The following is a 12,086-nucleotide window of genomic DNA, read 5'->3' on the forward strand; positions in this document are numbered from 1 at the left end:
GCGGCACCGGCGAATCGAGGTGGTGGCCGGTCCGGAGGCGGCGGGCGGAGTGCCGCGGGGCGCGCACGGACGGGGACGCGTGCCCGGAGGAGGGGCGAGCGTCCAGAGCCGGCGCACCGTGCCGGTCCTGCCACACCTGGCGGGGTGTGAGGCGGAGACGTGCGGGGGAACGGTGGCGCGCTCTCGGCGCTGAGAGCGCTCTCAGCCAACAGAGTGACCCGGGTCACTCATGCTGTCAAGCGGCAGCTTTACTCTGAAACCTTGACAAAGTCGCGCAAAAGTCAGATAAGTACATGCAAAATACGGACAGTCTCCGAATCGGAGTCGCAGTGAAAAGACCCCTGCTTGTGGCCCTCGCCGTCATCGGGATGTTGACGGGGGCGCTGGGCGTGGCGATCGTACCGGCCGAGGCGGCGGCGCGGCCGTGGAAGAACGCGGCTCTCGCTCCGGTCGACCGCGCGAACGCCCTGCTCGCGCAGATGACCCTGGCCGAGAAGATCACGATGATGCACCAGGGCGCGTCCTGCGACTACGGCGCCTGCGTCGACGGCAACACCCGGCTCGGCATCCCCCAGCTCCGGCTTCAGGACGGCCCGGCCGGCGTCGCCGACGGCGCGACGGGCGTGACCCAGCTGCCCGCGCCGGTGGCCGGCGCGGCGACCTGGGACGCCGACCTGATGGGCGAGTACGGCAAGGTCGTCGGCGCTGAGGAGTGGGGCAAGGGCGCCAACACCGTGCTCGGCCCGACGATCAACATCGACCGCGACCCGCGCTGGGGGCGCTCGTTCGAGTCGCTGAGCGAGGATCCGTACCTCGCGGCGCGGCTGAGCACGTCCGAGATCCAGGGGATCCAGGGCCAGGGGCCGATGGCGCAGGTCAAGCACTACGCGGTCTACAACCAGGAGACGTACCGCAACACGGCCCAGGACAACGCCGTCGTCGCCGAGCGGACCGAGCGTGAGATCTACCTGCCCGCCTTCGAGGCCGCGATCCAGCAGGCCAAGGCCGACTCGGTCATGTGCTCGTACGCGTCGGTCAACGGGACCTTCGCCTGCGAGAACGGCTGGCTGCTCACCACCGTCCTCAAGCAGCAGTGGGGCTTCTCCGGCTTCGTGACCTCCGACTGGGGCGGCACCCACTCCACGGTGGCATCGGCCAACAACGGCCTGGACCAGGAGATGACCGGCAGCACGTACTTCGGCGACGCCCTGACCGCCGCGTTGAACAGCGGGCAGGTGTCCCAGGCGACCATCGACGACCACGTACGGCGGATCCTGACCTCGATGTTCGCACGCGGCCTGTTCGACTCGCCGCCGACCGGGAACATGGGCGCGACCGTCACCTCCGCCGCCCACGTGTCGACGGCGACCAAGGTCGCCGAAGAGGGCAGCGTCCTGCTGAAGAACAGCGGCCCGATCCTGCCGATCGGATCGTCGACGTCCTCGGTCGCGGTGATCGGCGACGATGCCGGGGCGAACGCGATGACCGCCGGCGGCGGCAGCGCGCACGTGAACCCCTCGACGCTGGCCTCCGTGGTCACCCCGTACCAGGGCATCAAGTCCCGGGCGAGCGGCACGGTCACGTACGCCCAGGGCGTCGCCTCGCCGAACGGGCAGGTCGTGGACTCCTCCTACCTCACGCCGTCCTCGGGCTCCGGCACCGGGCTGACCGGCCAGTACTACGACAACACCGGCATGACCGGGACCCCGGTCCTCACCAGGAACGACCCGAACGTCAACTTCCTGTGGGGCGGCCAGCCGCCGGCGTCCGGCCTCCCGGGCAACGGCTGGTCGGTGAAGTGGACCGGCACGCTCAGGCCGCCGACGACCGGGACGTACCAGTTCGCGCTGACCAGCGACGACGGCAGCCGGCTGTTCGTCAACGGGCAACAGGTCATCAACAACTGGGCGGACCAGCCGCCGACGACGAAGACCGGCAGCGTCACGCTCACCGCCGGGCAGCCGGTCAGCGTCGAGGTGGACTACTTCCAGGACGGTGGCGGCAGCCAGGTCAGCCTCGGCTGGCAGATCCCCAACCAGAACCTCCACGACGAGGCCGTCGCCGCGGCGCGCACCGCGCAGCTCGCGGTCGTGTTCGTCTCCAACGGTGAGGGCGAGGGCGGTGACCTGGGCGGCATCGACCTGTCCGGCGACCAGAACACGCTGGTCACCGACGTGGCCGCCGCCAACCCCAACACGGTGGTCGTGGTCAACAGCGGCTCGGCGGTCACCATGCCGTGGGCGAACGCGGTCAAGGGCATCGTCGAGAACTGGTACCCGGGCCAGGTGGACGGGACCGCCATCGCCGCGCTGCTCTACGGCGACGTCGCCTTCTCCGGCAAGCTGCCGGTGACCTTCCCGCAGAGCCTGGCCGACGTGCCCGCGAGCACACCGGCGCAGTGGCCCGGCCAGAACGGCACCGTGCAGTACTCCGAGGGCCTGAACGTCGGCTACCGCTGGTACGACGCGAAGAACAAGACGCCGATGTACCCGTTCGGCTACGGCCTGTCCTACACGACCTTCGGCTACAAGAACCTGACCGTGGGGACGCCGGACTCCTCCGGCAACGTCGCCGTCGGCTTCGACGTCACCAACACCGGATCGCGGGCCGGGACCGAGGTGGCCCAGGTCTACGTCGGCCAGCCGTCCTCGACCGGCGAGCCGCCGAAGAACCTGCGCGGCTTCACCCGGGTCGCCCTCGACCCCGGGCAGACGAAACACGCGACCGTCACGCTGGACGCACGCAGCTTCCAGTACTGGGGCGGCGCCGGCTGGACGAACGCGAGCGGGACGAACCAGGTCCTGGTCGGCGCGTCCTCCCGCGACATCCGCCTCACCGGCCAGGTGCAGGTCGGCACGCCGGCGAACCACGTGATCACGCTGCGGGCGCGCGTCAACGGCCAGTACGTCACGGCGGACAGCGCCGGCGCCGCGCCGCTCATCGCCAACCGTACGGCGATCGGGCCGTGGGAGCAGTTCGACGAGGTCGACCAGGGCGGCGGCGCCGTCGCGCTCCGCTCGCACGCCAACAACCAGTTCGTCACCGCCGGGACGTCGCCGCTGATCGCCAACGCGGCGAGCGCCGGCGCGGCGCAGACCTTCGACCTGCTGAACAACTCCGATGGCAGCGTCAGCCTGCGGGCGCACGCGAACAACGACTACGTGACCGCGGAGAACGCGGGCGCGGCCGCGCTGATCGCCAACCGTACGGCGATCGGGCCGTGGGAAGAGTTCGACCTCATCAACGACTGACGCGCCTTACCGATGAAAGGGATGAACGTGACCATCTCCCGCCGGAGGTTCATGACCTCCGCGATGGCCGGATCGGTGCTCGCCGCGACGTCATCGCCTCTCGTGTCCGCCCTCGCCTCCCCGGCGAGCGCCGCGAGCCCGCCCGGCGACGTCGTCGGCAAGATCACCGTCGGCTACCAGGGCTGGTTCGCCTGCGCCGGCGACGGCGCGCCGATCAACGGCTGGTGGCACTGGAGCCAGAACTGGGGCCAGCCGCCCTCTCCCGGCAACACCGGCATCAAGGCCTGGCCGGACATGCGGGAGTACGCCCACGGCTACCAGACCGCGTACGCGAACCTGGGCAACGGCCGGCCGGCCACGCTGTTCTCCTCTTATGACCAGCAGACGGTCGACACGCACTTCGGCTGGATGCGGGACAACGGCTGCGACACGGCCGCGCTCCAGCGCTTCAACCCGACGGGCGGCGAGGGTCCCACCCGCGACGCCATGGCCGCCAAGGTACGCAGCGCGGCCGAGGGGACCGGCCGCAAGTTCTACATCATGTACGACGTCAGCGGCTGGACGAACATGCAGCCGGAGATCAAGACCGACTGGACGAACAAGATGAAGGCGCACACCGCCTCCTCGGCGTACGCCCGGCAGAACGGCAAGCCGGTGGTGTGCGTCTGGGGCTTCGGCTTCAACGACGGCAACCATCCGTTCAGCGCCGCCGCGTGCCTCGACGTCATCAACTGGTTCAAGGGGCAGGGCTGCTACGTCATCGGCGGCGTGCCGCGCGAGTGGCGTACGGGCGACGGCGGCTCGCGCGCGGGGTACGGCGACGTCTACCACGCGCTCAACATGATCTCGCCGTGGATGGTCGGCGCGATCGGCGACGCGGCCGGGTCCGACTCGATCTACCAGAACATCAACGTGCCCGACCAGGCCGACTGCAACGCCCACGGCATCGACTACCAGCCGTGCGTGCTGCCCGGCGACGTCTCCGAGCGCCAGCGCAAGCACGGCGACTTCATGTGGCGGCAGTTCTACAACATGGTCCGCGTCGGCGCGCAGGGCATCTACATCTCGATGTTCGACGAGTACAACGAGGGCAACCAGATCGCCAAGACCGCCGAGAACGCGGGCATGGTGCCGACGAACTCCGGCATGCTGGCGCTGGACGAGGACGGTACGACCTGCTCCTCGGACTACTACCTGCGCCTGACCGCCGACGGCGGCCGGATGCTCAAGGGTCAGCTCGCCTTGACCCCGAACCGGCCGACGCAGCCGGTCCTCGGCGGTGACGGCGGGAACCCGGACCTCGCGGCGGGCAAGGGCACGTCGGAGAGCAGCCACACGCAGGTCTACGGGTCGGGCAACGCCGTCGACGGCAACGCGGGGACCTACTGGGAGAGCGCCAACAACGCCTTCCCCCAGTGGGTGCAGGTGGACCTGGGCGCCGGGGCCGCTGTCGGTCGCGTCGTGTTGAAGCTGCCCCCGTCGTGGGAGCGGCGCGACCAGACCCTGTCGATCCAGGGCAGTGCGAACGGCTCGTCGTTCAGCACGCTGAGCGGCTCGGCCGCCCGTACGTTCGACCCGGCGTCGGGCAACACCGTGACGGTCACGTTCACCCCGGCGACCGTCCGCTACGTGCGGGTGAACGTCACCGCCAACACCGGCTGGCCGGCCGGGCAGATCGCCGAACTGGCGGTCTACGCGACCTGACGCGAGGACGGTGCGGGCCGTGCGGGCCCGCGCCGTCCGTCACTTTTCAGACGCGCCGGGCGCCGATTTTTCAAACCATCGGCTGCAAATGTCCACATCGTGCAGATACTGGTTCAGCGCGTCGACGAGGCCCGCGATCACCGTGCCCACCTCGGTGCCCGGCCCGCCGGGGTACTTGTTACGGCGGGTGACGGCCTTGGTCGCGGCGAGGGCCATGTAGCGCTGCCGGGCCGCCTGCTTCTCCTGTTCTTCGAGCTGCTTGTCGATCACCACCTGCTTGTCCGGGAAGAAGGCCCAGCCCCCGTGTCCTCGTCGTCGAGGAACGCGATGAGAAGCGTCACAGCGGCTCCGCGGCCGGTCCCCCTCTGGTCGTTGTCCCGGGCGAGAACGGCGCCTACCATGCGCGGGTCGCCGGCGATCACGGGAGCCCGTCATGTCGATCACTTCGTTCGAGCGGTATCCGCTGCTGTTCGGCCCCTCCCCCGTCCACCGGCTGGACCGGCTGACCACCCACCTGGGCGGCGCCGAGGTCTGGGCCAAGCGCGAGGACTGCAACTCGGGAATCGCCTTCGGCGGCAACAAGACGCGCAAGCTGGAGTACCTCGTCGCCGACGCCCTCGCGCAGGGGTGCGACACGCTCGTGTCGATCGGCGGCGTCCAGTCCAACCACACCCGGCAGGTCGCCGCGGTCGCGGCGCGGGCCGGCCTGCGTTGCGTGCTCATCCAGGAGAGCTGGGTCGACTGGCCGGACGCGGTCTATGACAAGGTCGGCAACATCCTCATCAGCCGCCTCGCCGGCGCGGACGTCCGGCTCGTACGTGCCGGGTTCGGGATCGGCGTGAAGGAGAGCTGGGAGCGGGCGCTGCGTGAGATCGAGGAGCGCGGCGGCCGGCCGTACGCCATCCCGGCCGGGGCGTCGGACCACCCGCTGGGCGGGCTGGGCTTCGCGCGGTGGGCGCACGAACTCGTGGCGCAGGAGCGCGAGCTCGGCGTCTTCTTCGACACCATCGTGGTGTGCTCGGTGACCGGAAGCACACAGGCGGGCATGGTCGCGGGCTTCGCCGCGCTGGCCGGCGACCGGCCCCGCCGCGTACTCGGCGTCGACGCGTCCGCCGAGCCGGCCGCGACCCGCGAACAGATCACCCGCATCGCGCGCGACACCGCGGCCCTCATCGGCGTGACCCGCGAGCCGGCCGCCGACGAGGTGGAGCTGGACGAGCGCTACCACGCCGGCACGTACGGCATCCCGGACGAGGCGACCCTGGACGCGATGCGCCTCGCGGCCCGTACGGAGGGCATGGTGACCGACCCGGTCTACGAGGGGAAGTCCATGGCCGCGCTGATCGACCTGGTGAGCCGGGGTGAGATCGCCCGCGACGCGACCGTGCTGTACGCCCACCTGGGCGGCCAGCCCGCGCTCAACGGCTACAGCGCGCTCTTCTCCTGACCGGACAGCCGGGCCACCAGCCCCAGCAGGGCGGAGTGGTCCAGGCCGCCGTCGCCCTGGGCACGAAGGGAGGCGATGAGCTGGGCGACCGCGGCGCCGAGCGGGATGACCACACCGGCCTCGCGGGCGGCGGCGGTCACGATGCCCATGTCCTTGTCGTGCAGCTCGACCCGGAATCCGGGGGTGAAGTCGCGGGCGAGCATCGCCGGGCCCTTGCGCTCCAGGACCGCGCTGCCGGCCAGCCCGCCGCCCAGGACCTTGAGAGCGGCCTCGGTGTCGACGCCGTGGGCCTCGATGAAGACGATCGCCTCGGCGAGGAGCTCGATCGTGCCCGCGACGACGAGCTGGTTGGCCGCCTTCACGGTCTGGCCGGCGCCGGCCGGGCCGACGCGCACCACGGTACGGCCGACCGCGTCGAAGACCGGGGCGGCGGCCGCGAAGTCCTCCTCCGTGCCCCCGACCATGATGGACAGGGCCGCGTCGATCGCGCCCTGCTCGCCGCCCGACACCGGCGCGTCGAGCACACGGAGGCCGCGCCCGGCACCCTCGGCCGCGAGTTCGGCCGCGACGTCCGGGCGGATGGTGGAGAAGTCGATGACGAGCGTCCCCGGCCGCGCGTGCGCGAAGACCTCGGCCAGTACCGCGCGTACGTCCGGGGAGTCGGGCAGCATCGTGGCGACGACGCCGGCGTCCCGTACGGCCTCCTCGACGCTCGTGGCGGCCCGGCCGCCACGTGCGGCCAGCCGCTCGGTCTTCTCCCGGCTGCGGTTGTGGCCGATGACGTCGAAGCCCGCGTCCACCAGGTTGGCGGCCATCGGGCCGCCCATGATCCCCAGGCCGATGAAGGCGACAGTGGTCACGATCCCTCCTCCGGCGGCGGTCCGGCACGCCGCTCTCGTGGCAGCCACGCGAGGCTCTGCCCGGTCGTGGTCGTCGGCTTGTACTCCAGCGAGACCCATCCGTCGTATCCATGATCGCGCAACAGGGCGAGGTACCCGGTCAGGTCGAGGTCGCCGCTGCCCGGCTCGCCGCGCCCGGGCGCGTCGGCGATCTGCACATGCGCGATCTTCGCCGCGTGGCGCGCGATGGCGGCGGGCACGTCGTCCCCGTTGCTCGCCAGGTGGTAGAGGTCGCAGAGGAACCCGACGCCGGCCACGCCCGCCGCACGCGCGGCGTCGACGACCGCGACGGCCTGGTCGGCGGTGCGCAGCGGGTACGGCTTCGGCCCGCTGACCGGCTCGATCAGGACGGTCGCGCCGATCCGGCCGGCCGCCGCCGCGGCGAGCGCGAGGTTCTCCGCGGCCGTCTCGTCCTGCGCCTCGGGCGCGACCCCGTCGACGCGGTTGCCGTACAGGGCGTTGAAGACCCGTACGCCGAGCCGCTCGCCGATGCCGGTGGCGACGTCGAGGTTGTCGCGCAACTCGTTGGTACGGGCGGGGATGGACAGCACGCCGCAGTCAGGCCCGGCGAGGTCGCCGGCGAACAGGTTCAGCCCGGCGAGCCGCACACCGGAGCCGTCGACCGCCGCGACGAAGGCGTCCACCTCGGCGTCGGCGGGCGCCGGGGAGGCGAACGGCCACCAGAACTCGATCGCCGTGAACCCGGCCTCCCGCGCCGCGGCCGGGCGGCGCAGCAGGGGCAGTTCGGTGAACAGCAGCGAGCAGTTGGCGAGGTACCGCGTCATGACCGGCGTCTCCCTCAGGGAGTCGGGCGGGGACACGCTAGAACATACGCGGCGGCCTGGTCAGCGCGCCGCACACGGCGGACGGTACGGGCGTTCGGGCAGGTAGTGGCTCCACTCCGTACGGGTGATGGGGGTTCCGGCGCTCGCGCAGAGTCCGGCGGCGACCTGGGCGGGGTCGGTGTTCCACAGGCGTACCGTCCCGCCCACGCCCGCGGTCACCAGGACCGGGCGGTCCGGGTCGAAGACGTCGGTGTAGACGGCGTCCGGCGATCCGGCGATGGTGGCGACGGCCTCAGGGTGGCGTGGGTCGCGCACGTCCCACATCCAGACGCTTCCGTCCCCCGCCGTCGCCGCCAGCCTGCGGCCGGTGCCGTCGTAGGCGACGGACCAGACGTAGTTCTCCGGGCCGGTCAGCGCGACCGGGTACGCGCGCGGATGGCGGCGGTCGGTGACGTCCCACAGCAGGACCCGGTTGTCGGCGCTCCCCGTGGCCAGCGTCCGCCCGTCGGGGCTGAAGGCGGTCGTGAACGTGTAGCCGGTGTGGCCGGTGAGCGGCCCGCCCAGCGCCGCCGGCCGGCGCGGGTCGGTCACGTCCCAGAGGTAAACGTGGAAGTCGGCGCTGCCGGCGGCGACGGTCCGCCCGTCCGGGCTGAAGGCCGGCGCGTACGCGTAGTTGGCCGGGCCGGTCAGCGGCGCGGGCAGGCGGACCGGGTGGCGTGGATCGGTGATGTCCCAGAGCCAGATCTTCCGGTCGTTGCTCGCGGCGGCGAGCAGCCGGCCGTCCGGGCGGAACGCGTAGCCCTGGATGGCCGCCGCCGGTCCGGTCAGCCGGAGCGGCAGTGGAACGGGGTGCGCGGGATCGGCGACGTCCCACAGCTGCGAGCCTCCGTCGACACCGCCGACGGCCAGCGTCCGCCCGTCCGGGCTGAGGCCGCTCGCGCCCGAGGCGCGGCCGACGCGTACGTCGTCGCCGATCACCGGGCTCAGGGGGGTGGGGTGGCGCGGGTCGGCGAGGTTCCACAACCGTGCCGTGTTTCCGGAGGTGGCGGTGGCCAGTACGTGGCCGTGGGCGCTCACCGTGGTGGAGAAGATGTCGCCGCCGGGCGCGGACAGGACCGGACCCGGCAGGTCCCAGATCCGGGCCGTACCGTCGGCGGCGGCGGTGGCGAGCGACCCGGCGGTGAGGAAGACGACCGCGGTCACCGGGCCGGGATGGGGCAGCGAGGCGATGTTCGCGTGGCTCACCCGATCCCAGATCCAGACCCGGCCGTCCGAGCCGGCCGCGGCGAGAGCCCGGCCCGCCGGGGCGAAGGCGACCGAGTTGACCCATCCCTTCGGGCCGGTCAGCGGGCGGCCGAGCGGCTTGAGGCCGGGCAGGGACCACAGGCGTACGGTGTCGTCGGCGCCGCCCGAGGCCAGGGTCTGCCCGTCCGGGCTGAAGGCCACCGCGAAGACCGCCTTCGCCGACGCGGTACGCCGAGCGCCGAGCGGACGCGGCCGACCGGCCAGGGACCAGAGCCGCACCGAGCCGCCCGCGGTTCCCGCCGCGAGCGTACGGCCGTCCGGGCTGAAGGCGACGGACTGCACCGCGCCGCCCGGTCCGGTCAGCGGCACGGGAGCGCCGGTCAGGTCCCAGAGGTAGACGTGGGAGTCCGCGCTGCCGGCGGCGAGCGTACGGCCGTCGGGGCTGAACGCCACCGAGTAGACGGTGCTCCGCGGCCCGGCGGGCATCCGTACCGCGTGGCCGCCGGGGCCCCACAGGTACACCGCGCCGTCGCCTCCCCCGCTGGCGAGCCGGCCGCCGGGTCCGAACACCACGGAGTAGACCGTGTCGCGATGCCCGCGCAGCGGAGGACCGGCGGGGACCGGGTGCGCGCGGTCGGCGACGTTCCAGAGCCGTACGGTCCGGTCGGTGCCACCGGTGGCCATCCGCTTGCCGTCGGGAGTGAAGGCGACGCTCTGCAGGACGCCCGGCGAGCCGAGGACGCGGGTCACCCCGGGCCCGGAGTAGGACTCCAGCAGGCCGGACCGCGCCTCCTGGGTCGGCGCCACCTGGTAGGCGGCCAGTGAGAGCTGGCCGGCCAGATCGACGTCCTTGGCCCGCAGCTTGCCCGCCTCGACGGCGACCCGGCGGGAGATCGCCAGGTCCCGCTGGTCGTCGGCGAGCGTGCGCTGCCGGAAGGCGAAGGCCGCCAGCGCGCTGGCGGCCAGCGACAGCGCCACCAGCACGGCGATCAGTTGCTGACGCCGGCGGACCCGGCGGCGGACCGACCGCCGCTCGGCCCGCTCGTGGTCGAGAGCGGCGGCGAGGAAGTCGCGCTCCAGGGCGTTGAGGCCGGCGGCGTTGCGCGAATCCTCGGCCCATTCGGCGGCGTCGGCGAGGCGTTCGGTCCGCAGCAGGGTGCTCGGGTCGTACGCGGAGTCGCGCCACACCTCGGCGGCGAAGGTCAGCCTCCGGTGGGTGCGCAGGCCGGCCCGGTCCTCGTCGAGCCAGGTGCGCAGCCGGGGCCAGGCGCCCAGGAGCGCCTCGTGGACGAGGTCGAACTCCTCGTCGGTCACGGTGATGAGCCGCTGTTCGATGAAGTGGTCGAGTACCCCGGTCACCTCCTCACCCGGCGGGAGCTCGCCCGGTGTGATCCGGCGCCGTGTGTCCCCGGTGCCGTCGGCGATGTACACCAGCCGCAGGAAGATCTGCCGGGCGATCCGCTGGCGCGGGCCGCTCAGCCCGGCGTACGCGGTTTCCGCCGTCCTGGCCACCGCTCCCCCGATGCCGCCGCTGGCGCGGTAGTCCGCGATGGTCAGCGTACGGCGGTGCCGCCGCTGCCATGTCTCCAGCAGCGCGTGCGACAGCAGCGGAAGGGCGCCCGCGTCGCCGGCCTCCGGATCGTGGGCGGACGCGCGAAGGTCGCCGATGAGCAGGTCCGCGAGGCCCTCCTCCAGCGACACCTCGGCCTTGTGCGCGGGGGCCGTGATCGCCCGGCGCAGCTCCGTCTCGCTCATCGGGCCGACGACGATCTGCGAGGTCTGCAGGATCTCGGCCAGCTCACGGTGACGGAGCGCCCGTGCGTAGAAGTCGGCGCGCAGGCCGATCACGACCGCGGCGGACGGCCGGGCCCCGATCGCCCGCAGGGCCCGCAGGTACGCGGTGCGCGCGGCCTCCGTGCAGCCGCCGGTGAACACCTCCTCGAACTGGTCCGCGATGACCACGAGGGGCTCGGTCACGAGTTCGGCCGCCCGTTCCGGTGCGCCGCGGATCTCGGCGACGATCTCGTCGGAACGCCCGGCGAGGCCGGCGAGCCGGTGGGCGAGCTCGCCGACCGGATCCGCGCCGGGCGTGACCAGCAGCGGCGTGGCCGTCGCGGCCAGAGCGGGGATGAGTCCGGCTCGCAGCAGGGACGACTTGCCCGAGCCCGACGGGCCGGTGACCGCGAGCACGCCTTCCCGGCGTTCGAGCACCCGGGCGACCAGCGCGGACGTCAGCGCCTCCCGGCCGAAGAACCACTCCGCGTCCTCGACCTGGAAACTCGCCAGGCCGAGGTAGGGCGCCCGGCTCTCCTGCGACCGCGGGCCGGGCCGCGGGCGTACGCGGCGCAGCGCCTCGAGCCAGCCCTCGATCTCCCGCGAGTCGTCCAGGCCGCAGGCGCGCAGGATGGCGGGCAGCCGGTCGGCCCGCAGCGGCGGGAGGTGCCGGCCGACGTAGTAGTCGCCCAGGCTGCTGGCGGGCACGTCCGCCGCCTTCGCCACCTCCCGTACGGTCAGCCCGCTCATCTCCCGTACCCGGGTCAGCGCGACGGCGAAGTCCCGTCGTGTGAGGATGCGTGCCGGATCGGGGAGGCCGTTCGCCGCCGCCATCACCCACCGTCACAGGACGATGACCGGGGACGGTCTAAATCTTTGTACGGCTTTGTCCGAGTGTTGAGTGACCTGCTTGTGCGCGATGTCATAGGGCGGTCTCCTGCATGTATCGGACCGGAACACGGGGAGGAAGTCCGGCTCGTCA

Annotated in this window: 7 protein-coding genes; 3 read left to right on the forward strand and 4 right to left on the reverse strand. The window is 72.4% G+C overall.

Annotated elements, in window-relative coordinates; genetic code table 11:
• Positions 1-329 precede the first annotated feature (329 nt).
• Both QWU11_RS14490 and QWU11_RS14495 read left to right on the forward strand, forming a co-directional pair.
• Positions 330-3,251, forward strand: a complete 2,922-nt coding sequence (locus QWU11_RS14490; protein WP_290108502.1) for a glycoside hydrolase family 3 C-terminal domain-containing protein — start codon at positions 330-332, stop codon at positions 3,249-3,251.
• Between the two features lie 27 nt (positions 3,252-3,278).
• Positions 3,279-4,955 (forward strand): discoidin domain-containing protein, encoded by a 1,677-nt coding sequence (locus tag QWU11_RS14495; RefSeq protein ID WP_290108525.1) that lies wholly within the window; start codon positions 3,279-3,281, stop codon positions 4,953-4,955.
• A gap of 39 nt (positions 4,956-4,994) precedes the next feature.
• On the opposite strand, the gene QWU11_RS14500 is transcribed toward QWU11_RS14495, so the two are convergent.
• Positions 4,995-5,225 carry a hypothetical protein gene (locus tag QWU11_RS14500; protein WP_290108526.1) on the reverse strand — a complete coding sequence of 77 codons (231 nt, stop codon included), beginning with the start codon at positions 5,223-5,225 and terminating at the stop codon, positions 4,995-4,997.
• A 163-nt stretch (positions 5,226-5,388) separates the two neighbouring features.
• On the opposite strand from QWU11_RS14500, the gene QWU11_RS14505 reads away from it, so the two are divergent.
• Complete coding sequence (locus QWU11_RS14505) at positions 5,389-6,402, forward strand: 1-aminocyclopropane-1-carboxylate deaminase (RefSeq protein WP_290108528.1); 1,014 nt, start codon at positions 5,389-5,391, stop codon at positions 6,400-6,402.
• Here the strand turns inward: QWU11_RS14505 and QWU11_RS14510 are convergent.
• From QWU11_RS14510 to QWU11_RS14520, 3 genes are read right to left on the reverse strand one after another with little or no spacing between them, the layout of a single operon-like run.
• Complete coding sequence (locus tag QWU11_RS14510) at positions 6,381-7,262, reverse strand: NAD(P)-dependent oxidoreductase (RefSeq protein WP_290108539.1); 882 nt, start codon at positions 7,260-7,262, stop codon at positions 6,381-6,383. The two genes, QWU11_RS14505 and QWU11_RS14510, sit on opposite strands and share 22 nt — an antisense overlap.
• The gene (locus QWU11_RS14515; RefSeq protein ID WP_290108577.1) at positions 7,259-8,086 is read right to left on the reverse strand and encodes a TIM barrel protein; all 828 of its coding nucleotides are present in this window, start codon (positions 8,084-8,086) and stop codon (positions 7,259-7,261) included. Before QWU11_RS14515 ends, QWU11_RS14510 begins: the two co-directional genes overlap by 4 nt.
• Positions 8,087-8,146: 60 nt before the next feature.
• A complete protein-coding gene (locus tag QWU11_RS14520) occupies positions 8,147-11,938 on the reverse strand; it encodes a helix-turn-helix domain-containing protein (protein WP_290108579.1) in 3,792 nt (1,263 codons plus the stop codon).
• Positions 11,939-12,086: the final 148 nt, after the last annotated feature.

Origin of the sequence: Actinomadura sp. DC4 (genome assembly GCF_030406325.1) — a bacterium.
GTDB lineage: Bacteria > Actinomycetota > Actinomycetes > Streptosporangiales > Streptosporangiaceae > Actinoallomurus.

Excerpts from the sequence above, each read along its gene's own strand:
- QWU11_RS14505 (WP_290108528.1), top strand. The coding sequence starts at position 5,389 with ATGTCGATCACTTCGTTCGAGCGGTATCCGCTGCTGTTCGGCCCCTCC.
- QWU11_RS14515 (WP_290108577.1), bottom strand. The coding sequence starts at position 8,086 with ATGACGCGGTACCTCGCCAACTGCTCGCTGCTGTTCACCGAACTGCCC.
- QWU11_RS14520 (WP_290108579.1), bottom strand. The coding sequence starts at position 11,938 with ATGGCGGCGGCGAACGGCCTCCCCGATCCGGCACGCATCCTCACACGA.